This is a genomic window from Mesorhizobium monacense (assembly GCF_056781675.1).
Map to the genome: position 1 here is coordinate 1,606,846 of NZ_CM165567.1, position 22,833 is coordinate 1,629,678.

A 22,833-nucleotide genomic window follows, 5' to 3' on the forward strand; every position below is an offset into this window, starting at 1 on the left:
GTCAGTCCTTCAGCAGATCAAGGGGAGGGATGCGGGCAACAAGGCCGCGCTTCAAGGAATCGGGGCGGCCGCGCCAGGGGATGAGGCCGTCGGTCGAGGTGGCGAAGAGCTTTGCGCCAGCGACGAGGTCGGCGCCGCTGGTGGTGGTCAGGTCGCCGAAGACGTAGCTCCAGCAGCCGTCGCGCAGGATCGCGGCGCTGAGGCGGCGCTTGCAATTGCCGAGGCATTCGACGGTCCGGATATGGAGGTCTTCGCCCGAAGCGGCGCGGCGCGTGTCTTCGGCGAGCAGCGCGCCGGCGCGGGGATGGGCGTCCGAGCCGGTCTCGTCACGACAGGAGGCGCAGACAATGATTGTGACGCCGGCGAGGGAATCGTCCCCGCCGGACAATATGTCCGCTGTCTCAGCCGAAAAACTGCTGTCGCGCTCCAAATCAGGCTCCTTGCCCGGAAAACCCGCCAGGCGATCGGATTCTTTATGTCTCAGACGGCAGGTCTCCTGGCTCGCGGGTCATCGCCTTGGGTAGCCGCCTTCCCGGGAACATCCCAGTGGTTTTCGGCTCAGGCTCGTCGCTTACAGTTGCGGGGACAGCCGCGGATTTGGGATTTTTGTCCCGCACCGCATTCCCTCTTGGCTCCTCCCTTTGCCGAGAGGAGACCGTCTGCAGCGGATTTAGGCTTGTAGGGATAGTTGTGTCAACGCGCGTCTACGACACGGCGATGTCGACAAGCGCCGGACCGAGGTCGCCCGCGGGCGTCACCTCGATGCGCTCAAGCCCGAGCCAGCCCTGCATCTGCTTCAATTCCTCGAAGAGCTGAGCGGCGGTTTCGGGTGGTGCGCCGGCCTCGGCGTAAGCAGCATGGACGCGCAGGACGCTGGCCGGGCGGTCGGCCTTGAGGTCGACGCGCGCGACAATCGTGTCGCCGAGCAGGAACGGCAGCACGTAATAGCCGTACTGGCGTTTTTCGGCGGGCGTGTAGATCTCGATGCGGTAGCGGAAGTCGAACAGCCTCTCCGCACGCGCCCGCTCGAAGACGACAGGGTCGAAGGGAGCCAGCAGGGCGCGGGCCTCGATGCGGCGCGGCAAACGGGCGTCCTTGTGCAGGTAAGCCGGCTTGTCCCAACCCTCGACCCGCATCGGCAGCAGCTCGCCCGTTTCGACCAGTTCCTCCAGCCGCCCCTTCATATCGGCTGGCGACAGGCGAAAGTAGTCGCGCAGGTCGCCGGCGGTTGCGACGCCATGGGCGCGCGCCGACATGCGCAGCAATTCGCGGTGTGCGTCCTCGGCCGCCGGCACCGGCAGGTCGAGGACCGCCTGCGGCAAGGCGCGTTCGGGCAGGTCGTAAAACCGCTCGAAGCCGCGACGCGACGCCGTGGTGATGCGGCCGGCCCAGAACAGCCATTCGAAGGCGTGTTTGGCGTGGCTCCAGCCCCACCAGCCGCCCGACCCCTTCTGGCCTTCCAGCGCGGAAGCGGCGATCGGGCCGCGATCGACGACTTCGCGGTAGATCTCCTCGATATAGGCGGCGTGTTCGCGGCCCCATTTGGCCAGCCCCAGATACATTTCGTCGCCGCGCTCGGCGCGCTGCATGCGCCAGCGCATCAGCGGATATGTCTCGACCGGCAGGAACGAGGCCTCGTGCGCCCAATATTCGAACACCGTGCGCTTGCGCGTCACGGCGGCATTGTCGAGCAAGGCGAGCGGGTAGGAACCAAGGCGTGAATAGAGCGGCATATAGTGGGCGCGCACCACCGCGCTGACGGAATCGATCTGCAGCAGGCCGGTACGGCTGAGCACGCGGGCCAGATGGCGGCGGTCGGGTGTTCCGCCCGGTCTCGGGTCGGTAAATCCCTGTGCTGCGAGCGCGACGCGCCGGGCCATGCCGAGCGAGATCTTTTCCTTCATGCAGACGTCGCCCTGATGCTGTTCAAGCCAAGCAAAAACCGATGATTCCTGGTCATGCTAGCAGGGTTTTGGCGGGATATGTGTCAGGAGAGAAAAGTGGAGTAAAAAGTGAAGGAAATCAAACAAGAGCGGATCGGACCAGTTTTCCGGGATATGCCGTCCAGCACCGCGTTTTGAACAAGGTTTGACTTGCTTCGCCGAAAGCGCTGCGCTAACCCTCGCCGCGTTGCAGCATAGGCCACCTAAAACGGTTCAGCGGTTAATCTGTCACGCTTCCGCATTAAGGTTGGTTGCTGTAATCAAAGTGGATTGACCGCCAACGGAAAGCCGCAGCATGAACGCACTTTTGAGTTCGTACCTGCCCATAGTCCTCTTCATCGGCGTGGCGCTGGTCGTCGGCCTGGCGCTGATCATTGCGCCGTTCCTGGTGGCCTACCGCAATCCCGATCCGGAAAAGCTCTCCGCCTATGAATGCGGCTTCAACTCCTTCGACGATGCCCGCATGAAGTTCGACATCCGCTTCTACCTGGTGTCGATCCTGTTCATCATCTTCGATCTGGAAGTGGCCTTCCTGTTTCCCTGGGCGGTGTCCTTCTCGAAGATCGGCATGCTCGGTTTCTGGTCGATGATGGTGTTTCTGGCGGTGCTGACCATCGGCTTTGCCTATGAATGGAAAAAAGGAGCGCTGGAATGGGATTGAACGACAGTTCCGGCACGCTCGTCGCACCGAAGCCCAAGGGCATCATCGACCCCAATACCGGTCGACCGGTCGGTTCCGACGATCCGTTCTTCCTCGAGATCAACAACGAGCTGGCCGACAAGGGTTTTCTCGTCACTTCGACCGAGGCGCTGATCACCTGGGCGCGCAGCGGCTCGCTGATGTTCATGACCTTCGGTCTCGCCTGCTGTGCCGTCGAGATGATCCATACCTCGATGCCGCGCTATGACTCGGAGCGGTTCGGCGTCGCGCCGCGCGCGTCGCCGCGCCAGTCCGACATCATGATCGTCGCCGGCACACTGACCAACAAGATGGCGCCGGCGCTGCGCAAGGTCTACGACCAGATGCCGGAGCCGCGCTACGTCATCTCGATGGGCTCCTGCGCCAATGGCGGCGGCTACTACCACTATTCCTATTCGGTGGTACGCGGCTGCGATCGCATCGTGCCGGTCGACATCTATGTGCCCGGCTGCCCGCCGAGCGCCGAAGCGCTGCTTTACGGCATTCTTCTGTTGCAGAAGAAGATCCGCCGCACCGGCACGATCGAACGGTGACCCCATGAGCCAGTCGTTGAACGAACTCTCGACCTATCTGGGCGAGAAGCTGGCTGGCAGGGTCGACAACGCCGTTCTGGCCTATGGCGAGCTTACCGTCTCGGTCGAGCCGGGCGACCTGATCGAGGTGGCGACCTTCCTGCGCGACGACCCGCGCTGCCAGTTCATCTCGATCATCGACGTCTGCGGCGCCGACTATCCGTCGCGGGCCAGGCGCTTCGACGTCGTCTATCATCTCCTGTCGCCGAAGCAGAATTTGCGCATCCGCATCAAGGTCCAGGCCGACGAGGAAACGATGGTGCCGTCGCTCACCGCCGTTTATCCCGGCGCCGACTGGTTCGAGCGCGAGACCTACGACCTCTATGGCGTGCTGTTTTCGGGCCATCCCGACCTGCGCCGCATCCTGACCGACTATGGTTTCGAAGGTCATCCGCTGCGCAAGGATTTCCCGCTGACCGGTTTTGTCGAGGTGCGCTACGACGACGAGGCCAAGCGCGTGATCTACGAGCCGGTGGAATTGAAGCAGGAATTTAGAAACTTCGACTTTTTGAGCCCGTGGGAGGGGACGGACTACGTCCTGCCGGGGGATGAGAAGGCGAAACAGTGAGTAGGGAAGTAGTGAGTAGTCAGTAGGGAAGGAATTGGAAAAAAGGATCGAATCTTATCGTGACCTGTTGGTGTGGCAATCGGCGATGGTGCTTGCCGAAAATTGCTATCGCCTCACCAAAGGTTTTCCGAAAGAAGAGATTTATGGAATGACCTCCCAGATGCGCCGCTCGGCGGTTTCGATCGCCGCCAACATCGCCGAAGGGTACGGTTGTGAGAATAGAGGTTCGTTCGGTCAGTTTCTGCGCATGGCGCAGGGGTCGCTGAAGGAACTGGAAACGCACATACTGCTGGCATGCCGGGTCGGTTTGCTGGAAAGAGACAATGAGACTGAACTGCTGCTGCGATGCGAAGAGATTGGAAAAATGATGCGATCTCTCATCAGAACGGTGCAGGCAAAGCAGGCGGAATAAGTAGGCATTGAGATTGATGATCACTACTCACTACTCACTACTGACTCTTCGCCAGAGGCGCCAGAATGGCTGAAACCTCCGTCCGCAACTTCAACATCAATTTCGGCCCGCAACATCCGGCGGCGCATGGCGTTTTGCGCCTCGTGCTGGAGCTTGACGGCGAAGTCGTCGATCGCGTCGATCCGCATATCGGGCTCTTGCATCGCGGCACGGAAAAGCTGATCGAGCACAAGACCTATCTGCAGGCGGTGCCTTATCTCGACCGGCTCGATTATTGCGCGCCGATGAACCAGGAGCATGCTTTTGCGCTCGCGGCCGAGCGCCTGCTCGGCATCGAGGTGCCGAAGCGCGGCCAGCTGATCCGCGTGCTCTATTCCGAGATCGGCCGCATCATGTCGCACATCCTCAATGTGACGACGCAGGCGCTGGACGTCGGTGCGCTGACGCCGCCACTGTGGGGCTTCGTCGAACGCGAAAAGCTGATGGTGTTCTACGAGCGCGCCTCCGGTTCGCGCATGCATGCGGCCTATTTCCGCCCCGGCGGCGTGCACCAGGACCTGCCGCAGAAGCTGGTCGAGGACATCGGCAAGTGGATCGATCCGTTCCTGAAGTCGCTCGACGATCTCGATGCGCTGCTCACCGGCAACCGCATCTTCAAGCAGCGCAATGTCGACATCGGCACGGTCTCGCTGGCCGATGCCTGGGCCTGGGGTTTTTCGGGCGTCATGGTGCGCGGCTCGGGCGCGGCCTGGGACCTGCGCAAATCGCAGCCCTATGAATGCTATCCGGAGATGGATTTCGACATTCCGATCGGCAAGAACGGCGACTGCTTCGACCGCTACCTCGTGCGCATGGAAGAGATGCGCCAGTCGGCGAAGATCATGCGCCAGTGCGTCGATCTGCTGCTCGGCAAGGAGGGCACCGGGCCGGTGTCGAACCTCGACGGCAAGGTCGTGCCGCCCAAGCGCCAGGCGATGAAGCGCTCGATGGAAGCGCTGATCCATCACTTCAAGCTCTACACCGAGGGCTACCGCGTGCCGGCCGGCGAGGTCTATGCGGCCGTCGAAGCGCCGAAGGGCGAGTTCGGCGTCTATCTCGTCTCCGACGGCACCAACAAGCCCTACCGCTGCAAGCTGCGCGCGCCAGGCTTTGCGCATCTGCAAGCCATGGACTTTTTGTGCCGCGGCCACATGCTGGCCGACGTCACCGCCGTTCTCGGCTCCCTCGACATCGTGTTTGGTGAGGTCGATCGCTAAATGTCAGTCCGCCGTCTCGCAGAGCAAGCCGTCCAGCCAGCCTCCTTCGCCTTCAATCGGGCGAATGCGGCGGCGGCCAAGCAATGGATCAAGAAATATCCGAAGGGCCGCGAGCAGTCGGCGATCATCCCCTTGCTGATGCTGGCGCAGGAGCAGGAAGGCTGGGTGACGAAGGCTGCGATCGAGACGATCTCCGACATGCTTGGCATGCCTCGAATCCGTGGGCTGGAAGTCGCGACCTTCTACACGCAGTACCAGCTCAACCCGGTCGGCACGCGTGCGCATATCCAGGTCTGCGGCACCACGCCCTGCATGTTGCGCGGTTCGGAAGCGCTGATGGATGTGTGCCGCTCGAAAATCCATCACGACCAGTTCCACACCAACGACAAGGGCACGCTGTCGTGGGAGGAGGTCGAATGCCTGGGCGCCTGCGTCAACGCGCCGATGGTGATGATCTTCAAGGACACGTTCGAGGATCTGACGCCTGAGCGGCTGGCCGAGATCATCGACCTCTACGGCGCTGGCAAGGGCGCCACGGTGACGCCAGGGCCGCAGAATGGCCGTACCACGTCCGAGCCGATCACCGGCCTGACCACGCTGACCAGCGAAAAGGCGATCCTCAAGTCGACGCGCGACAAGGAAGCCAAGGCGGCAACAAAGGCCGCCAAGGCGGCGCCGGATGCGATCGTCGCTGAGTCCGTGCCGGCGCCGGCTGCCGTCGTCGCACCGTCGAAGGCCAGCAAGCCGAAGACCGACGCGCTGGAAACCAGCCCGGCGTTGAAATCGCCTTCGCCGGTCAAGGTTGCGCCTGCCGTGGAAAAGGCAGCGAGCGTCTCGGCCCCGCTGCATTCGGCCGCCAACGCCAACAAGGCAGCGCCTGAAGTCGAAAAGGTTTCGAAACAGCGCAGCGGTCCGAAGAACAAAGCTGAGCCGGCGGCTGCCTTCAAGGCGCCGGAAGCCAAAGTGCCGGCGGCTAAACCCGCAAAACCGTCGCTCGACGACAAGAACCGCCCCGCCGGCATCGCCAAGCCGGCCCTGGTCGACGATCTCAAGCTGATTTCCGGTGTCGGCCCGAAGATCGAGGGCACCCTGCATTCGCTGGGCATCTTCACCTTCGCGCAAGTCTCGTCCTGGAAGAAGGCCGAGCGCGAATGGGTGGACGGCTATCTCAGCTTCCACGGCCGCATCGAGCGCGACGACTGGGTCAAGCAGGCCAAGGCGCTCGCCAAGGGCGGGGTCGCCGAATACATCCGCGTCTTCGGCAAGAAGCCGGTCTGAGGGACGAACAATGCTTCAGGACAAAGACCGCATCTTCAACAACATCTACGGCCGCTTCGACAAGTCGCTGGCCGGCGCGATTTCGCGCGGTGCTTGGGACAACACGCCCGGCATCATCGCCAAGGGGCGCGATTGGATCGTCAACGAGATGAAGGCGTCGGGCCTGCGCGGCCGCGGCGGCGCCGGCTTCCCGACCGGGCTGAAATGGTCGTTCATGCCCAAGCAGAGCGACGGCCGGCCGAGCTACCTCGTCGTCAATGCCGATGAATCCGAGCCCGGCACCTGCAAGGACCGCGACATACTGCGCCACGACCCGCACACCTTGGTCGAAGGCTGCCTGATCGCCGGCTTCGCCATGGGCGCAATTGCCGCCTACATCTATGTGCGCGGCGAGTTCATCCGGGAGCGCGAGGCGCTGCAGCGCGCCATCGACGAGGCCTATGAGGCCAAGCTGATCGGCAAGAACAATACGTCCGGCTACGATTTCGACATCTACATGCATCACGGCGCCGGCGCCTATATCTGCGGCGAGGAGACGGCGCTGCTCGAAAGCCTGGAAGGCAAGAAGGGCCAGCCCCGCCTGAAGCCGCCATTCCCGGCCAATGTCGGCCTCTACGGCTGCCCGACGACGGTCAACAATGTCGAGTCGATCGCGGTGGCGCCGACCATCCTGCGCCGCGGCGCGGCCTGGTTCTCGTCCTTCGGCCGGCCCAACAACGTCGGCACGAAGCTGTTCTGCATCTCGGGCCACGTCAACAATCCGTGCACCGTCGAAGAGGCGATGTCGATCCCGTTCCGCGAACTGATTGAGACGCATTGCGGCGGCATCCGCGGCGGCTGGGACAATCTTCTGGCGGTCATTCCGGGCGGCGCTTCGGTGCCGCTGGTGCCAGCCGAGCAGATCATCGACACGCCGATGGATTTCGACGCGTTGCGCGACCTGAAGTCGGGCCTCGGCACCGCGGCTGTCATCGTCATGGACAAATCGACCGATATCGTGAAGGCGATCGCCAGGCTTTCCTACTTCTACAAGCATGAGAGCTGCGGCCAGTGCACGCCGTGCCGCGAAGGCACCGGCTGGATGTGGCGGGTGATGGAACGGCTGGTGCGCGGCGAGGCGCAGAAGCGCGAGATCGACATGCTGCTCGACGTCACCAAGCAGGTCGAGGGCCACACGATCTGCGCGCTGGGCGATGCGGCGGCATGGCCGATCCAGGGCCTGATGCGGCATTTCCGTGGCGAGGTGGAGCGCCGCATCGACGAGTTTTCGCGCAACGCGCACCGGGCGGAGCCGGTGATGGTGGCTGCGGAATAGAAATCGAAATGCGGGCGAGAGCCCGAGACGAGGATACCGGGCGGGGCATACGAAGAAACGACCAGGAGACGACCGATGGCGCCGTATTCGATACCCTACCCAATGATGCCCGACATGGACCAGTTCGAGAAGATGAACCAGGACTTGACCAGGATGATGCCGAAGGAGATGGCAAGCGCCGTCAACCTTCTGGCGCATCCTGTCGCGAGCGCTGCGGCAATGTCGGCGCTCGGCTTTGGCTTTGCCAACCACGCCTTTGGCGTCTGGCTCGGCGCGCTAACCGGCGCGGCCGAGGCTTCGCAGCGGCTGTTCCAGCCGATCGTCGATGATTTCGAGGCAAGAAGCGAACAGTTTGCGGACGCCGCCGAAAGCTCTTCCAAGGCACGCAGGGCGACCAAGACGCTGATTGCCGAGGCACGGACCTTCGCCAGGGATGTGACCGACATTGCCGCCAACACTGTCGAGAAGACGCAGGACAGTGCCAGCGCCGATACGGTGCAAGGCGGTGCGGCGACCGGGCTGATGCCCGAGGATTTCAGGCAGCCCAAAGCCATGGAGCGGCCAGCGAAGCCGTCCGATCTCAAGGCGATATCGGGCATCGGTCCGAAGCTGGAGAAGGTTCTCAACGGCCTGGGCATCTGGACCCATGGACAGATCGCTGCCTGGACGCCCGAAGAGATCGCCTGGGTCGAGGATTATCTGTCGTTGGCCGGCCGCATCGGCCGTGACGACTGGACCCGCCAGGCGGCTGCACTTGTGCTGGCCGCCAAGGCCAAGAGGCAGGGGTAAGGCATGGAGGTCCACGACAAGCGTGACGTTCTCGACGTTCGCAATGCCATCGTCGCCAATTCGAGCTTCGATGACGTGAACATGTCGAACACGCAGTTCCACAACGTCAACCTGTCGGCGGCCCGGATCCAGCGCACCAACCTGACCAACGCCAAGGTGGAAGACGCAAATCTCTCGAATACGTTTTTCACCAATGTGAACATGAGCAACGTGAAGATAGAAAACGCAGAAGTCGCCGGCATGATGATCAATGGCATCAGCCTTGGCGACCTCATCCAGGCATATGAGACGGCGAAGACCGCCGGGGGCAATTGATGGCAAAGCTCAAGGTCGACGGGAAAGAGATCACTGTACCCGACCACTACACGCTGCTGCAGGCGGCCGAGGACGCGGGCGCGGAAGTGCCGCGCTTCTGCTTCCATGAGCGGCTGTCGATTGCCGGCAATTGCCGCATGTGCCTGATCGAGGTGAAGGGCGGGCCGCCCAAGCCGCAGGCCTCCTGCGCCATGGGCGTGCGCGACCTGCGCCCTGGCCCGAACGGCGAGACGCCGGAAATCTTCACCAACACGCCGATGGTCAAGAAGGCCCGCGAAGGCGTGATGGAATTCCTGCTGATCAACCATCCGCTCGACTGCCCGATCTGCGACCAGGGCGGCGAGTGCGACCTGCAGGACCAGGCGATGGCCTTCGGCGTCGATTCCTCGCGCTATCACGAGAACAAGCGCGCCGTCGAAGACAAGTATATCGGGCCGCTGGTCAAGACGGTGATGAACCGCTGCATCCACTGCACGCGCTGCGTCCGCTTCACCACCGAGGTCGCCGGCATTTCCGAGCTCGGCCTGATCGGCCGTGGCGAGGATGCCGAGATCACCACCTATCTCGAAAGCGCCATGACCTCGGAACTGCAGGGCAATGTCATCGACCTTTGCCCGGTCGGCGCGCTGACCTCGAAGCCCTTCGCCTTCCAGGCGCGGCCGTGGGAACTGACCAAGACCGAATCCATCGACGTGATGGACGCCGTCGGCTCGGCGATCCGCGTCGATAGCCGGGGCCGCGAAGTGATGCGCATCCTGCCGCGCGTCAACGAGGCGGTGAACGAGGAGTGGATTTCCGACAAGACCCGCTTCATCTGGGACGGCCTGCGCACGCAGCGCCTTGACCGCCCCTATGTGCGCAAGGACGGAAAGCTGGCACCGGCAAGCTGGGCGGAAGCCTTTGCCGCGATCAAGGAGCAGGTGTCGAAGACCGCGCCGGAAAAGATCGGCGCCATCGCCGGCGATCTCGCCGCGGTCGAGGAGATCTATGCGCTCAAGCTTCTGATGGCCGCGCTCGGTTCGAAGAATACCGACTGCCGCCAGGATGGCGCCGCCCTTGATCCATCGCTTGGCCGCGCCAGCTACATCTTCAACCCGACCATCGAGGGTATCGAGCAGGCCGACGCGGTGCTGATCATCGGCGCCAATCCGCGCTTCGAGGCCTCGGTGCTCAATGCCCGTATCCGCAAGCGCTGGCGCATCGGCAATCTGCCGGTCGGCGTCATCGGCGAGGTCGGCGACACGCGCTACGACTATGAGCAGCTGGGCGCCGGTCCGGATTCCCTGAAGGACCTGGCCGACGGCAACGGCAAGTTCTTCGAGGTGCTGAAGAAGGCGACGCATCCGCTGATCATTGTCGGGCAGGGCGCTTTGGCGCGCGCCGATGGTGCGGCCGTTCTCGGACAGGCGGCGAAGCTGGCAGCCGCCGTCAATGCCGCCCGGGCCGACTGGAACGGCTTTGCCGTGCTGCACAACGCGGCGGGCCGCGTCGGCGGCCTCGATCTCGGCTTCGTGCCGAGCGAGGGCGGCAAGAACGTCGCCGGTATGCTTGGCGGGACGGATCTCCTGTTCCTGCTCGGCGCCGACGAGATCGACATGGGCAAGACCGGCGGCGCCTTCGTCGTCTATATCGGCACCCATGGTGACCACGGCGCGCACCGCGCCAACGTCATCCTGCCGGCTGCCGCCTACACCGAAAAGTCGGGCACATACGTCAACACCGAAGGCCGGGTGCAGCAGACCAACCGCGCCGGCTTCGCGCCGGGCGATGCGCGCGAGGACTGGGCGATTCTGCGGGCGCTGTCGGATGTGCTGGGCAAGAAGCTTCCCTTCGATTCCTTGCCGCAGCTGCGCGCCAAGCTCTACGGCGAATATCCGCATCTTGCCCGCATAGACCAGGTTGCGGCCGGCAGCGCCGACGACATCGCCAAGGTGGCCAAGCTCGGCGGGCGGCTGAACAAGGGCAGCTTCACCTCGCCGGTGAAGGATTTCTACCTGACCAACCCGATCGCGCGGGCCTCTGCCGTGATGGCGGAATGCTCTGCGCTGGCCAAGAGCGGCTTCAAGCAGGCGGCGGAATAAGCATGGACACGTTCTTCTCCATCTATGTACTGCCGGCGCTGATCATCCTTCTGAAGTCGGTCGTGCTGATCGTCGTGCTGCTGATCGCGGTCGCCTATCTGCTTTATGCCGACCGCAAGATCTGGGCGGCGGTGCAGTTGCGCCGCGGCCCGAACGTCGTCGGCCCCTGGGGCACGCTGCAGGCTTTCGCCGACCTGTTGAAGTTCGTCTTCAAGGAACCGGTGATCCCGTCCGGCGCCAACAAGGGCGTGTTCCTGCTGGCACCTTTGGTATCGGCGGTGCTGGCGATCTCGGCCTGGGCCGTCATTCCGGTCAACCAGGGCTGGGCGATCGCCAACGTCAATGTCGGCATCCTCTACGTCTTCGCCATCTCCTCGCTCGAGGTCTATGGCGTGATCATGGGCGGCTGGGCGTCCAATTCGAAATATCCGTTCCTCGGCGCGCTGCGCTCGGCAGCGCAGATGGTGTCCTACGAAGTCTCGATCGGCTTCGTCATCGTCACCGTGCTGCTTTGCGTCGGCTCACTCAATCTGTCGGACATCGTGCTGTCGCAGCAGGATGGGCTGGGCACGCGGGTTGGCCTGCCCAACACCTTCCTCGACTGGCATTGGCTGTCGCTGTTTCCGATGTTCGTGGTCTTCTTCATCTCGGCTCTGGCCGAGACGAACCGTCCGCCTTTCGACCTGGTGGAGGCAGAATCGGAACTGGTCGCCGGCCACATGGTCGAATATTCGTCGACGCCGTTCCTGCTGTTCTTCCTTGGCGAGTATGTCGCCGTCGTCCTGATGTGCGCTTTAGCCACGATCTTGTTCCTCGGCGGCTGGCTGCCGCCCTTCGACTTCGCGCCGTTCACCTGGGTGCCGGGGCTGATCTGGTTCGTGCTCAAGGTCTGCCTGATGTTCTTCATGTTCTCGATGGTGAAGGCGTTCGTGCCGCGCTACCGCTACGACCAGCTGATGAGGCTGGGCTGGAAAGTGTTCCTGCCGATTTCGCTGGCGATGGTGGTGATCGTCGCTGCCTTCCTCAAGCTCACGGGGTTTGCGTGATGTCCGCTCTTTCCCAGGCCGCAAAATCGCTGCTGCTGCAGGAATTCGTCAGCGCCTTCTTCCTGTCGATGCGCCAGTTCTTCGCGCCGAAGGAGACGATCAACTATCCGCACGAGAAGGGGCCGATCAGCCCGCGCTTCCGTGGCGAGCATGCGCTGCGCCGTTATCCGAACGGCGAGGAACGCTGCATCGCCTGCAAGCTGTGCGAGGCGATCTGCCCGGCGCAGGCCATCACCATCGAGGCCGGCCCGCGCCGCAATGACGGCACGCGGCGCACCGTGCGCTACGACATCGACATGGTGAAGTGCATCTATTGCGGCTTCTGCCAGGAAGCCTGCCCGGTCGACGCCATCGTCGAAGGGCCGAATTTCGAGTTCGCGACGGAGACGCGCGAGGAGCTCTATTACGACAAGGACAGGCTGCTGGCGAATGGCGACCGCTGGGAGCGCGAACTGGCGCGCAACATCGTGCTGGACTCGCCCTACCGCTGACATTTGACGCATGGACGGGGCGAGGGGCCTCGTCCAGAGGATGATCCCGAAAAGTTGCAGACTTTTCGGACAAGATCATCCTCCGGAATGAAAGAGTGGCGCATGTTTCTTTCGATCGGGTCTTTCAACCCGATCGGAACATGCGCTAGGACAACGCGGCTTCGGCACCGGAGGCGGAACGAAGCAAGAGACAACGAACAGGACGAACGTCCTGTTTCGGACAGGAACCCGGGGGAACCCATGCTGAGTGGACTAGAGGCGGCCTTTTTCTACCTCTTCGCCTTTGTCGCCGTGGCATCGGCGTTCATGGTCATTTCGTCGCGCAACCCCGTGCATTCGGTGCTGTTCCTGATCCTGACCTTCTTCAACGCCGCCGGCCTGTTCATGCTGACCGGGGCCGAGTTCCTGGCGATGATCCTGCTCGTCGTCTATGTCGGCGCCGTCATGGTGCTGTTCCTGTTCGTCGTCATGATGCTCGACGTCGACTTCGCCGAGATGAAGGAAGGCGCGCTGCAATATGCGCCGATCGGCGCGCTGGTCGGGCTGATCCTGGCGGCGGAACTGATCGTCGTGCTCGGCGGCTACTCATTCGCGCCGCAACTGGCGGCGACGGTCGCAAAACCCATTCCGGACCTCGCCACGCGCTCGAACACGGCAGCGCTCGGCGACATCCTCTATACGGACTACCTTTACTACTTCCAGATTGCCGGCCTCGTGCTGCTGGTCGCCATGATCGGCGCCATCGTTCTGACGCTGCGCCACAAGCCGGGCGTCAAGCGGCAATCGATCGCGGCCCAGGTCGGCCGAACGCCGGCAACGGGCATGGAAATCCGCAAGGTCAAATCGGGCGAGGGCATCTGAGATGGTCGTCGGCATCGCACATTACCTCACCGTATCGGCGATCCTGTTCACGCTCGGCGTGTTCGGCATCTTCCTCAACCGCCGCAACATCATCGTCATCCTGATGTCGATCGAACTGATCCTGCTCGCGGTCAACATCAACTTCGTCGCCTTCTCGGCGGCGCTCGGCGATCTCGTCGGCCAGGTGTTCGCGCTGTTCGTGCTGACGGTCGCTGCCGCCGAAGCGGCCATCGGTCTTGCCATTCTTGTCGTCTTCTTCCGCAACCGCGGCTCGATCGCGGTCGAAGACGTGAACATGATGAAGGGTTGACGGAAACCACCATGTACCAGGCCATCGTCTTCCTTCCGCTGCTCGGCTTCCTGATCGTCGGCCTGTTCGGCAATTCGCTCGGCGCCAAGGCCTCCGAATACATCACTTCCGGTTTCCTGGTGATCTCGGCGGTGCTGTCGTGGGTTGCCTTCTTCTCGGTTGGTTTCGGCGGTGGCGAGGTGTTCACCGTGCCGGTGTTGCGCTGGATCCAGTCGGGCGGGCTCGACGCCGCATGGGCGCTCAGGATCGACACGCTGACGGTGGTGATGCTGGTCGTGGTCAACACGGTGTCGGCGCTGGTCCACATCTATTCGATCGGCTACATGCACCACGATCCGAACCGGCCGCGCTTCTTTGCCTATCTGTCGCTGTTCACCTTCGCCATGCTGATGCTGGTGACGGCGGACAATCTGGTGCAGATGTACTTCGGCTGGGAAGGCGTCGGCCTGGCGTCCTACCTGCTGATCGGCTTCTGGTACAAGAAACCGTCGGCCAATGCCGCGGCGATCAAGGCCTTCGTCGTCAACCGCGTCGGCGATTTCGGCTTCGCGCTTGGCATCTTCGGCGTGTTCGTGCTGTTCGGCTCGGTCAATCTTGGCACCATCTTTGCCAATGCGGCGACATTCGTTCCGGCCGAAGGCGCCGAGCATGGCGCGGCCGTGCTCACCTTCCTCGGCTATGCGCTGGACAAGCACTCGGCGATGACCGTGGTCTGCCTGCTGCTGTTCATGGGTGCCATGGGCAAGTCGGCGCAGGTGCCGCTGCACACCTGGCTGCCGGACGCGATGGAAGGCCCGACGCCGGTCTCGGCGCTGATCCACGCCGCGACGATGGTGACCGCCGGCGTGTTCATGCTGGCCAGGCTGTCGCCGCTGTTCGAGCTGTCGCATACGGCGCTGACGGTGGTGACCTTCATCGGTGCCTTCACCGCCTTCTTCGCGGCCACCGTCGGCCTCGTCCAGAACGACATCAAGCGCGTCATCGCCTATTCGACCTGTTCGCAGCTCGGCTACATGTTCGTGGCGCTCGGCGTCGGCGCCTATAGCGCGGCGATCTTCCATCTGTTCACGCACGCCTTTTTCAAGGCGCTGCTGTTCCTCGGCTCGGGCTCGGTCATCCATGCCGTCTCCGACGAGCAGGACATGCGCAAGATGGGCGGGCTGAGGACGCTCATCCCGAAGACCTACTGGATGATGGTTGTCGGCACGCTGGCGCTGACCGGCGTCGGCATTCCGGTGACGGTCATCGGCACCGCCGGCTTCTTCTCCAAGGACGCCATCATCGAAAGCGCCTTTGCCAGCCACAACATGTTTGCCGGCACCGCCTTCGTGCTGCTGGTCGTCGCCGCCTGCTTCACCTCTTTCTATTCCTGGCGGCTGATCTTCATGACCTTCCATGGCGAGCCGCGCGCCAGTCACGAGGTCATGCACCATGTCCATGAATCGCCGCCGGTGATGCTGGTGCCGCTGTTCATCCTGGCGGCGGGCGCGCTGTTTGCCGGCATCATCTTCCATGGCGCCTTCATCGGCGAAGGCTATGCCGAGTTCTGGAAGGCGTCGCTGTTCACGCTGCCGGACAACCACATCCTGCACGATATCCACGAACTGCCGCTGTGGGTCGAACTGGCGCCGTTCTTCGCCATGCTCATCGGCTTTGGCGTCGCCTGGAAGTTCTATATCCGCTCGCCGGAACTGCCCCGGAGCGTCGCCGCCAACCATCGCCTGCTCTACGCTTTCCTGCTCAACAAGTGGTATTTCGACGAGCTCTACGACGTCCTGTTCGTGCGACCGGCAAAGGCCCTCGGCAGGTTCCTGTGGAAGACCGGCGACGGCACGATCATCGACGGTCTCGGGCCTGACGGTGTTTCGGCGCGCGTCGTCGACGTCACCAACCGCGTCGTCAAGCTGCAGACCGGCTACCTCTATCACTATGCCTTCGCCATGCTGATCGGCGTTGCCGCACTCGTCACCTGGATGATGCTCTGATGACCGCCGTGCCAATTCTCTCGCTGGTCACCTTCCTGCCGCTGGTGGGTGTGCTGCTCATCCTGTTCATCAACGATGATAGCGAGAATGCACGCCGCAACATCCGCGCCATCGCGCTGTGGACGACGAGCATCACCTTCATCGTCTCGCTGTTCATCTGGACCGGCTTCGACAATTCGCAGGCCGGTTTCCAGTTCGTCGAGAAGTTCGCCTGGCTGGATTCCGGCATCTCCTACCATCTGGGCGTCGACGGCATCTCGATGCTGTTCGTCATCCTGACCACCTTCCTGATGCCGCTCTGCATCCTGGCGTCGTGGGAGTCGATCGAGAAGCGGGTCAAGGCCTACATGATCGCCTTCCTGCTGCTCGAGACGTTGATGATCGGCGTGTTCTGCGCGCTCGACATTGTACTGTTCTACGTCTTCTTCGAGGCCGGCCTGATCCCGATGTTCATCATCATCGGCGTGTGGGGCGGCAAGCGGCGTGTCTATGCCTCGTTCAAGTTCTTCCTCTATACGCTGGCCGGCTCGGTGCTGATGCTGCTCGCCATCATGGCGATGTTCTTCCAGTCGGGCACCACCGACATCCCGACGCTGCTGACGCACCAATTCCCAGCCAGCATGCAGACCTGGCTATGGCTGGCCTTCTTCGCCTCCTTCGCCGTGAAGATGCCGATGTGGCCGGTGCACACATGGCTGCCCGACGCGCACGTCGAGGCGCCGACGGCAGGCTCGGTCATCCTGGCCGCCATCCTGCTCAAGATGGGCGGGTACGGCTTCCTGCGCTTCTCGCTGCCGATGTTCCCGCTGGCGTCCGAAATGTTCGCACCGCTGGTGTTCACGCTGTCGGTCGTCGCCATCATCTACACCTCGCTGGTGGCGCTGATGCAGGAGGACATGAAGAAGCTGATCGCCTATTCGTCGGTCGCCCATATGGGCTTCGTCACCATGGGCATCTTCGCCATGAACCAGGAAGGTGTGCAGGGCGCAATCTTCCAGATGCTCAGCCACGGCCTCGTCTCCGGCGCGCTGTTCCTGTGCGTCGGCGTCATCTACGACCGCATGCACACGCGCGACATCGACGCCTATGGCGGGCTGGTCAACAACATGCCGAAATACGCCACCGTGTTCATGGTCTTCACCATGGCCAATGTCGGCCTGCCCGGCACCAGCGGCTTCGTCGGTGAATTCCTGACCATGCTCGGTGTGTTCCGGGTCAACACCTGGGTGGCGTTCTTCGCCGCCACCGGCGTCGTCCTGTCGGCCGCCTACGCGCTCTGGCTCTATCGCCGGGTGATCTTCGGTGCGCTGACCAAGGAGAGCCTGAAGGGCCTGCTGGATCTGTCGCCACGCGAGAAGGCGATCATCTACCCGCTGGTCGTGCTGGTCATCTTCTTCGGCGTCTATCCCGCCCCCGTCTTCGACGCAACGGCCGAATCGGTCAAGGCGCTCGTCACCAATGTCACCGCATCCATCGGCTCCGCGCAGACCGCGGCGGCGAACTGACCAGGGGTTTTGCGAACCATGACGCCGGACCTTTACTCCAGCCTTTCGCTCTCGACGCCAGAGCTGATCCTCGCCATCGGCGCGCTGGCGCTGCTAATGGTGGGCGCCTATTCGCGCTCCGACAGCACCAACGCGGTGACCGGCCTTGCCGTCGCCGTGCTGGTGGTGGCCGGACTATGGCTCGTCTCGTCTAGCGGGCAGGGCACCGCCTATGGCAGCGCCTTCGTCCAGGATCCGTTCGCGCGCTTCATGAAGATGCTGTCGCTGATCGGTTCGGCGGTGACGCTGGTCATGTCGATGCGCTTCGCCAAGCAAGAGCATTTCGACAAATTCGAATATCCGGTGCTGATCCTGCTCTGCACGCTCGGCATGATGCTGATGATCTCGGCCAACGGCATGATCGGGCTCTATCTCGGCCTCGAACTGCAATCGCTGGCGATCTACGTGCTGGCGGCGATCAATCGCGACAATCTGCGCTCGACCGAGGCTGGCCTGAAGTATTTTGTCCTTGGCGCGCTGTCGTCGGGCATGCTGCTTTACGGCATCACCCTCGTCTACGGCTACACCGGCAATACCGGCTTCCAGGAGATCGCCACCGCACTCGGCAGCGGCGAACGCCAGCTTGGCCTCGTCTTTGGCCTGGTTTTTGTGCTGGCCGGCCTTGCCTTCAAGATTTCGGCCGTGCCGTTCCACATGTGGACGCCCGACGTCTATGAAGGCGCGCCGACCCCGGTGACGGCCTTCCTCGCGGCGGCGCCGAAGATGGCGGCGATGGCGCTGATCGTGCGCGTCACCATGGGCGCCTTCAAGCCGATCGCGTCGGACTGGCAGCAGATCATCGTCTTCATCTCGATCGCCTCGATGGCGCTCGGCGCTTTCGCGGCCATCGGCCAGACCAACATCAAGCGGCTGATGGCCTATTCCTCGATCGGCCATATGGGCTACGCGCTGGTCGGCCTTGCCGCCAACAGCCAGGCCGGCGTGCGCGGCGTCGCCATCTACATGCTGATCTACCTGGTGATGACGCTCGGCACCTTCGCCTTCATCCTCGCCATGCGGCGCAAGGAAGGCAATGTCGAGCAGATCGGCGACCTCGCCGGCCTGTCGTCGACCAACCCGGTCATGGCGACGATCCTCACCATCCTGATGTTCTCGCTGGCCGGCATCCCGCCGCTCGCCGGCTTCTGGGGGAAGTGGTACGTCTTCCTCGCCGCCATCAACGCCAACCTCTATGCGCTGGCGATCATCGGCGTGCTGGCCTCTGTGGTGGGCGCCTACTATTACCTGCGCATCATCAAGATCATGTGGTTCGACGAGCCGGTCGGCGGCTTCGTGCCGATGGCCAGCGAACTGCGCCTCGTGCTCGGCGTCTCCGGCGCCTTCGTGCTGTTCTATGTGCTGATCGGCGGGCCGATCGGCACTTATGCCGAAGCCGCCGCCAAGACATTCTTCTGACGGGATGGCATTTCGGCTGGCTCCAACGGCAGCGTCGGAAGGGTTCCGGCTCGAGGCTCATGACACGGTCGGCTCGACCAACGCGCTGGCGCTCGCCCATGCGCGGGCGGGGGATCCGGGAAAGCTCTGGGTCGTCTCCAAGAAACAGGAAAGCGGGCGTGGCCGGCGCGGCCGCGTCTGGGCGACGCCGGAAGGCAATCTGGCGGCGACGCTGCTCATCGTCACCGGCGGTGAGCTTCGGCTTGCCGCGACGCTCGGCTTCGTCGCCGGACTGGCGCTGGCCGATGCGCTCGACGCCGTCGTGCCGCAAGGCAGGATCTCCATCGGCCTCGATGGCGCAAGCCAGGGGAAGAACCGCTTCGAGCTGAAATGGCCGAACGACGTGCTCGCCTCGGGCGCCAAGCTTGCCGGCATCCTGCTGGAATCGGCGATCCTCGAAGGCGGCCGCTTCGCGGTGGCGGTCGGCATCGGCGTCAATGTGGTGGCATACCCCGAGGATTTGCCTTATCCCGCGACATCGCTCAGAAAATTGGGGGCGACATGCGACGCCGAGACATTGTTCCTGGCGCTGTCGGATGCCTGGAGCGAGAACGCCCGGCTGTGGAGCGAAGGGCGCGGATTGTCGGCCATCCGGCAGCGCTGGCTGGCGCGGGCGGCGGGTTTGGGCAGCCAGGTTGCTGTCAGAATTGACGGTAATGTGGTGCGCGGGACGTTCGAGACCATTGACGAGGACTGCCGTTTCGTGATCCGCGACGATGAGGGGACTGTTGTGACGATCGCCGCCGGCGACGTGCATTTCGGTGCCGTTGCGTCGTCAGCGGTTTGACCGGCCAGGAAGGGAAGATCATGGCGAAAGCGGAAAACGCCGAACTCGTCTTCGTGCCGCTTGGCGGCGTTGGCGAGATCGGCATGAACTTCGCCCTCTACGGCTACGGGCCGGCCAATGCGCGCGAGTGGATCGTCGTCGATGTCGGCGTCACCTTCCCCGACGCCGCGCATCCGGGCGTCGACCTGATCCTGCCCGACACGCGCTTCATCGAGGAGAATCTCGCCAGCCTGCGCGGCATCGTCATCACCCACGCGCATGAAGACCACTACGGCGCGCTGCTCGACCTGTGGCCGAAGCTGAAGGCTCCGGTCTGGATGACGCCGTTCAGCGCGGGGCTGCTGGAAGCCAAGCGGCAAGGCGAGCAGGGCGCGCCGAAGATTCCGCTGACGATCTACCGGGCGGGCGAGACATTCACCGTCGGTCCGTTCGAGATCGAGGCCATTCCAGTCGCACACTCCATCCCCGAACCGATGTCGCTGGCAATCACCTCGCCGGCCGGCACTGTCATCCACACCGGCGACTGGAAAATCGATCCGGAACCGACCATCGGGCCGAAGACCGACGAGGCGCGCCTTCGCGCCTATGGCGACAAGGGCGTGCTGGCGCTGATCTGCGATTCCACCAATGCGCTGCGGGAAGGGGAGTCGCCGTCGGAAGTGGCGGTGGGCGAGGGCCTCAAGGGCGTCATCCAAAGCGCCAAGGGCCGCGTCGCCGTCACCACCTTCTCGTCCAATGTCGGGCGCATCGTTTCCATCGCCAAGGCGGCGCGCGATGCCGGCCGCCAGTGCCTGGTGCTCGGCCGCTCGCTGAAGCGCGTCATCGATGTCGCCGGCGAGCTCGGCTACATGGACGGGCTGCCGGAGTTCATCGCCGAGGAGGATTACGGCTTCATCCCGCGCGAGAACCTGGTCATCATCTGCACCGGCAGCCAGGGCGAGCCGCTGGCCGCACTTGCCAAGCTGTCGCGCGACGAGATGAAGTCGGTGTCGCTGACGGCAGGCGACACGGTGGTGTTTTCCTCGCGCACCATTCCCGGCAACGAGAAGGCGATCCTCGAGATCAAGAACCGCCTCATCGACCTCGGCATGAAGATCATCGAGGACGGCGATGCGCTGGTGCATGTCTCGGGGCATCCGCGCCGCAGCGAATTGCGCAAGATGTATGAATGGGTGCGGCCGCAGATCGGCGTGCCGGTGCATGGCGAAGCGGCGCATCTGGTGGCGCAGGGGTCCCTGATGTCGATGTCCGGCATCGGCCAGGTGGCGCAGGTGCGTGACGGCGACATGCTGAGGCTCTATCCGGGCGCGGCCACCATCATCGACCAGGTGCCGTTTGGCCGCATCTACAAGGACGGCCGGCTGATCGGCACCGACCAGGCGATGGGCATACGTGACCGGCGCAAGCTGTCCTTTGCCGGCCATGTCGCGGTCAATGTCGTGCTCGACGACAAATACGAGCTGGCCGGCGATCCCGACCTGGTCGCCATCGGCGTCGCCGAGGCTGATGCCAGTGGCGAAACGCTGGAAGACCTCATGCTCGATGCGGCAGTCGGCGCGGTGGACTCCATCCCCCGCCAGCGCCGAAAAGACCTCGACCTCGTGCAGGAGGCGGTGCGCCGTGCCGTGCGCGGTGCCGCAAACGAAGCCTGGGGCAAGAAGCCGTTGGTGACGGTGTTCGTCACGCGGTGAGGAATAAGGGAATAGGGCAGTAAGGCAGTACTGCAGTATGGGATAACGATACGGCACACCTCACGTCAGCTTTTCCCCTACCGCCTTACTGCCCTATTTCCCTACTGCCCAAAGGGAGCGCTATGCTCGGACGCCTGAACCATGTCGCGCTTGCCGTGCCGGACCTGGCCGCGGCGACGGCGGCCTATCGCGATACGCTCGGCGCCCGCGTGAGTGCGCCGCAGGCGTTGCCGGAGCATGGCGTGACGGTGGTGTTCGTCGATGTCGGCAACACCAAGATCGAGTTGCTGGAGCCGCTAGGCGCGGCTTCGCCGATCGCGGCATTCCTGGCGAAGAACCCGTCGGGCGGCATGCATCATGTGTGCTATGAGGTGGACGACATCCTGGCGGCGCGCGACAGTTTGCAGGCCAGCGGCGCGCGCGTGCTTGGCGACGGCAACCCCAGGACCGGCGCGCATGGCAAACCGGTGCTGTTCCTGCATCCCAAGGATTTTTTCGGCACGCTGGTCGAACTGGAGCAAGCATGAGCTGGGTTTCATTCACCGCTTTGTTCTTCGCCACCTGGTGGGTGGTGCTGTTCGCCGTACTGCCGTTCAGCGTGAAGACGCAGGACGACGACCATGATGTGACGCTGGGGACGGTTTCAAGCGCGCCGCGCGGGCCGCATATGCTGCGCGCCGTGATCAGAACGACGATCGCCACCGCGGTGCTGATGGGTATTTTCTACGGCCTGACGAGAGGGCTGGGGCTCAGCCTCGACGAAGTTCCGCACATCATCCCGGAAGCTGCGCAGACGCCGTCGCAATAGGCCCCTGGACGACAGTTTCGTGACGGGTGGGTTGGGCATCGCCCCCGGTCAAGGCAACCGGACCGGGATTGTGAGCCGGCGCATTGACGTAACGTCATGCAATTTGAGAACTGTTTGCGCTAAGCAGATGTTTGCACAAAAAAAATGCAAGGCACAAGGCCTTGCAATTTAAACGCGTCCGATCTGTTTCCGGTGTCCGGCGGCAGCGAGTAACCGCGCCTAGATCGCATCCTCCCAAGACTTTGACCGCGTAGGAGAGCAGATTTTTCTCTACCCTCTCGGTTATCGGGGCACACTAGCCTAAGCCGGATGAAAATGTCACGTAGAATTTTGCCCGGAAACAGGCAATCTCGTGCTGCACTGCACAATAGAATGGCATGCTTTGCTTGCAAATCGATCAACGCAGCCGGCGTAGCATTGCAGCTGCCGCGCATCCTTTGGCCGCGCCAAGGACGCTCCAGCGCTTTGCATCTCCGTATCGCGCTTTCCGAACCGCAAGGTCAGTGCGGCAAAAATCGATTCCCGATTGCGGGCCGAGGCGGCAGGTCGGGTTTCCATTCCGTCATGAAATAGCTATGAAGCCGGGGCAAGCAGCCTGCGTTGCGCCGATTCCGGCGCGGCCATCC

At 63.2% G+C, this 22,833-nt stretch carries 23 protein-coding genes and 1 riboswitch; of the genes, 21 read left to right on the plus strand and 2 right to left on the minus strand.

Annotated elements, in window-relative coordinates:
- Position 1: 1 nt before the first annotated feature.
- Together AC1RUK_RS07415 and AC1RUK_RS07420 are read right to left on the minus strand one after the other, a co-directional pair.
- Positions 2-430 carry a DUF1636 family protein gene (locus AC1RUK_RS07415; protein WP_481836141.1) on the minus strand — a complete coding sequence of 143 codons (429 nt, stop codon included), beginning with the start codon at positions 428-430 and terminating at the stop codon, positions 2-4.
- Positions 431-469: 39 nt separating this feature from the next.
- Positions 470-675, minus strand: a riboswitch (cobalamin riboswitch).
- A 29-nt stretch (positions 676-704) separates the two neighbouring features.
- Positions 705-1,904, minus strand: coding sequence for a winged helix-turn-helix domain-containing protein (locus AC1RUK_RS07420; protein ID WP_481836140.1), 1,200 nt, complete (start codon positions 1,902-1,904; stop codon positions 705-707).
- Positions 1,905-2,238: 334 nt separating this feature from the next.
- On the opposite strand from AC1RUK_RS07420, the gene AC1RUK_RS07425 reads away from it, so the two are divergent.
- The 21 genes from AC1RUK_RS07425 to AC1RUK_RS07525 all read left to right on the plus strand — a co-directional run bounded on the left by AC1RUK_RS07425 (position 2,239) and on the right by AC1RUK_RS07525 (position 22,207).
- The gene (locus AC1RUK_RS07425; RefSeq protein ID WP_006203254.1) at positions 2,239-2,604 is read left to right on the plus strand and encodes an NADH-quinone oxidoreductase subunit A; all 366 of its coding nucleotides are present in this window, start codon (positions 2,239-2,241) and stop codon (positions 2,602-2,604) included.
- Positions 2,595-3,176: a NuoB/complex I 20 kDa subunit family protein gene (locus AC1RUK_RS07430; RefSeq protein WP_006203252.1), complete on the plus strand. Its 582-nt coding sequence runs from the start codon at positions 2,595-2,597 to the stop codon at positions 3,174-3,176. Before AC1RUK_RS07425 ends, AC1RUK_RS07430 begins: the two co-directional genes overlap by 10 nt.
- A gap of 4 nt (positions 3,177-3,180) precedes the next feature.
- On the plus strand, positions 3,181-3,783 hold the full coding sequence (locus AC1RUK_RS07435) for an NADH-quinone oxidoreductase subunit C (RefSeq protein ID WP_481836139.1): 603 nt from the start codon (positions 3,181-3,183) through the stop codon (positions 3,781-3,783).
- An 85-nt stretch (positions 3,784-3,868) separates the two neighbouring features.
- A complete protein-coding gene (locus tag AC1RUK_RS07440; RefSeq protein ID WP_481839552.1) occupies positions 3,869-4,195 on the plus strand; it encodes a four helix bundle protein in 327 nt (108 codons plus the stop codon).
- Between the two features lie 65 nt (positions 4,196-4,260).
- The gene (locus tag AC1RUK_RS07445; RefSeq protein WP_192180959.1) at positions 4,261-5,451 is read left to right on the plus strand and encodes an NADH-quinone oxidoreductase subunit D; all 1,191 of its coding nucleotides are present in this window, start codon (positions 4,261-4,263) and stop codon (positions 5,449-5,451) included.
- Positions 5,452-6,729, plus strand: coding sequence for an NADH-quinone oxidoreductase subunit E (locus AC1RUK_RS07450; protein ID WP_481836138.1), 1,278 nt, complete (start codon positions 5,452-5,454; stop codon positions 6,727-6,729).
- A gap of 10 nt (positions 6,730-6,739) precedes the next feature.
- Positions 6,740-8,044: an NADH-quinone oxidoreductase subunit NuoF gene (gene nuoF, locus AC1RUK_RS07455; RefSeq protein ID WP_006203247.1), complete on the plus strand. Its 1,305-nt coding sequence runs from the start codon at positions 6,740-6,742 to the stop codon at positions 8,042-8,044.
- Positions 8,045-8,119: 75 nt separating this feature from the next.
- The gene (locus AC1RUK_RS07460; RefSeq protein ID WP_481836137.1) at positions 8,120-8,833 is read left to right on the plus strand and encodes a helix-hairpin-helix domain-containing protein; all 714 of its coding nucleotides are present in this window, start codon (positions 8,120-8,122) and stop codon (positions 8,831-8,833) included.
- Positions 8,834-8,836: 3 nt separating this feature from the next.
- A complete protein-coding gene (locus AC1RUK_RS07465; RefSeq protein WP_436172340.1) occupies positions 8,837-9,148 on the plus strand; it encodes a pentapeptide repeat-containing protein in 312 nt (103 codons plus the stop codon).
- Positions 9,148-11,229, plus strand: a complete 2,082-nt coding sequence (gene nuoG, locus AC1RUK_RS07470; protein WP_481836136.1) for an NADH-quinone oxidoreductase subunit NuoG — start codon at positions 9,148-9,150, stop codon at positions 11,227-11,229. Before AC1RUK_RS07465 ends, nuoG begins: the two co-directional genes overlap by 1 nt.
- Before the next feature lie 2 nt (positions 11,230-11,231).
- Positions 11,232-12,275: an NADH-quinone oxidoreductase subunit NuoH gene (gene nuoH / locus AC1RUK_RS07475; protein WP_481836135.1), complete on the plus strand. Its 1,044-nt coding sequence runs from the start codon at positions 11,232-11,234 to the stop codon at positions 12,273-12,275.
- Positions 12,275-12,766 (plus strand): NADH-quinone oxidoreductase subunit NuoI, encoded by a 492-nt coding sequence (nuoI, locus tag AC1RUK_RS07480; RefSeq protein WP_481836134.1) that lies wholly within the window; start codon positions 12,275-12,277, stop codon positions 12,764-12,766. The genes nuoH and nuoI overlap by 1 nt, the downstream gene beginning before the upstream one ends.
- Before the next feature lie 240 nt (positions 12,767-13,006).
- Complete coding sequence (locus tag AC1RUK_RS07485) at positions 13,007-13,627, plus strand: NADH-quinone oxidoreductase subunit J (protein WP_481836133.1); 621 nt, start codon at positions 13,007-13,009, stop codon at positions 13,625-13,627.
- Position 13,628: 1 nt separating this feature from the next.
- The gene (gene nuoK, locus AC1RUK_RS07490; protein WP_023798863.1) at positions 13,629-13,937 is read left to right on the plus strand and encodes an NADH-quinone oxidoreductase subunit NuoK; all 309 of its coding nucleotides are present in this window, start codon (positions 13,629-13,631) and stop codon (positions 13,935-13,937) included.
- An 11-nt stretch (positions 13,938-13,948) separates the two neighbouring features.
- A complete protein-coding gene (nuoL, locus tag AC1RUK_RS07495; RefSeq protein ID WP_481836132.1) occupies positions 13,949-15,922 on the plus strand; it encodes an NADH-quinone oxidoreductase subunit L in 1,974 nt (657 codons plus the stop codon).
- Entirely contained in the window at positions 15,922-17,427 is a 1,506-nt protein-coding gene (locus tag AC1RUK_RS07500) for an NADH-quinone oxidoreductase subunit M (RefSeq protein WP_436172335.1), read from the plus strand. Before nuoL ends, AC1RUK_RS07500 begins: the two co-directional genes overlap by 1 nt.
- Before the next feature lie 18 nt (positions 17,428-17,445).
- On the plus strand, positions 17,446-18,882 hold the full coding sequence (gene nuoN, locus AC1RUK_RS07505) for an NADH-quinone oxidoreductase subunit NuoN (RefSeq protein WP_481836131.1): 1,437 nt from the start codon (positions 17,446-17,448) through the stop codon (positions 18,880-18,882).
- A gap of 4 nt (positions 18,883-18,886) precedes the next feature.
- Positions 18,887-19,708: a biotin--[acetyl-CoA-carboxylase] ligase gene (locus tag AC1RUK_RS07510; RefSeq protein WP_481836130.1), complete on the plus strand. Its 822-nt coding sequence runs from the start codon at positions 18,887-18,889 to the stop codon at positions 19,706-19,708.
- 20 nt (positions 19,709-19,728) lie between these two features.
- Positions 19,729-21,399: a ribonuclease J gene (locus tag AC1RUK_RS07515; RefSeq protein ID WP_481836129.1), complete on the plus strand. Its 1,671-nt coding sequence runs from the start codon at positions 19,729-19,731 to the stop codon at positions 21,397-21,399.
- A gap of 122 nt (positions 21,400-21,521) precedes the next feature.
- Positions 21,522-21,926, plus strand: coding sequence for a methylmalonyl-CoA epimerase (gene mce, locus AC1RUK_RS07520; protein ID WP_481836128.1), 405 nt, complete (start codon positions 21,522-21,524; stop codon positions 21,924-21,926).
- Complete coding sequence (locus AC1RUK_RS07525) at positions 21,923-22,207, plus strand: DUF1467 family protein (protein ID WP_192180974.1); 285 nt, start codon at positions 21,923-21,925, stop codon at positions 22,205-22,207. Before mce ends, AC1RUK_RS07525 begins: the two co-directional genes overlap by 4 nt.
- Positions 22,208-22,833 lie beyond the last annotated feature (626 nt).

Coding starts and splice junctions, on each gene's coding strand:
- AC1RUK_RS07420 (WP_481836140.1), bottom strand. CDS start 1,904: ATGAAGGAAAAGATCTCGCTCGGCATGGCCCGGCGCGTCGCGCTCGCA.
- AC1RUK_RS07425 (WP_006203254.1), top strand. CDS start 2,239: ATGAACGCACTTTTGAGTTCGTACCTGCCCATAGTCCTCTTCATCGGC.
- AC1RUK_RS07430 (WP_006203252.1), top strand. CDS start 2,595: ATGGGATTGAACGACAGTTCCGGCACGCTCGTCGCACCGAAGCCCAAG.
- AC1RUK_RS07435 (WP_481836139.1), top strand. CDS start 3,181: ATGAGCCAGTCGTTGAACGAACTCTCGACCTATCTGGGCGAGAAGCTG.
- AC1RUK_RS07440 (WP_481839552.1), top strand. CDS start 3,869: ATGGTGCTTGCCGAAAATTGCTATCGCCTCACCAAAGGTTTTCCGAAA.
- AC1RUK_RS07445 (WP_192180959.1), top strand. CDS start 4,261: ATGGCTGAAACCTCCGTCCGCAACTTCAACATCAATTTCGGCCCGCAA.
- AC1RUK_RS07450 (WP_481836138.1), top strand. CDS start 5,452: ATGTCAGTCCGCCGTCTCGCAGAGCAAGCCGTCCAGCCAGCCTCCTTC.
- nuoF (WP_006203247.1), top strand. CDS start 6,740: ATGCTTCAGGACAAAGACCGCATCTTCAACAACATCTACGGCCGCTTC.
- AC1RUK_RS07460 (WP_481836137.1), top strand. CDS start 8,120: ATGGCGCCGTATTCGATACCCTACCCAATGATGCCCGACATGGACCAG.
- AC1RUK_RS07465 (WP_436172340.1), top strand. CDS start 8,837: ATGGAGGTCCACGACAAGCGTGACGTTCTCGACGTTCGCAATGCCATC.
- nuoG (WP_481836136.1), top strand. CDS start 9,148: ATGGCAAAGCTCAAGGTCGACGGGAAAGAGATCACTGTACCCGACCAC.
- nuoH (WP_481836135.1), top strand. CDS start 11,232: ATGGACACGTTCTTCTCCATCTATGTACTGCCGGCGCTGATCATCCTT.
- nuoI (WP_481836134.1), top strand. CDS start 12,275: ATGTCCGCTCTTTCCCAGGCCGCAAAATCGCTGCTGCTGCAGGAATTC.
- AC1RUK_RS07485 (WP_481836133.1), top strand. CDS start 13,007: ATGCTGAGTGGACTAGAGGCGGCCTTTTTCTACCTCTTCGCCTTTGTC.
- nuoK (WP_023798863.1), top strand. CDS start 13,629: ATGGTCGTCGGCATCGCACATTACCTCACCGTATCGGCGATCCTGTTC.
- nuoL (WP_481836132.1), top strand. CDS start 13,949: ATGTACCAGGCCATCGTCTTCCTTCCGCTGCTCGGCTTCCTGATCGTC.
- AC1RUK_RS07500 (WP_436172335.1), top strand. CDS start 15,922: ATGACCGCCGTGCCAATTCTCTCGCTGGTCACCTTCCTGCCGCTGGTG.
- nuoN (WP_481836131.1), top strand. CDS start 17,446: ATGACGCCGGACCTTTACTCCAGCCTTTCGCTCTCGACGCCAGAGCTG.
- AC1RUK_RS07510 (WP_481836130.1), top strand. CDS start 18,887: ATGGCATTTCGGCTGGCTCCAACGGCAGCGTCGGAAGGGTTCCGGCTC.
- AC1RUK_RS07515 (WP_481836129.1), top strand. CDS start 19,729: ATGGCGAAAGCGGAAAACGCCGAACTCGTCTTCGTGCCGCTTGGCGGC.
- mce (WP_481836128.1), top strand. CDS start 21,522: ATGCTCGGACGCCTGAACCATGTCGCGCTTGCCGTGCCGGACCTGGCC.
- AC1RUK_RS07525 (WP_192180974.1), top strand. CDS start 21,923: ATGAGCTGGGTTTCATTCACCGCTTTGTTCTTCGCCACCTGGTGGGTG.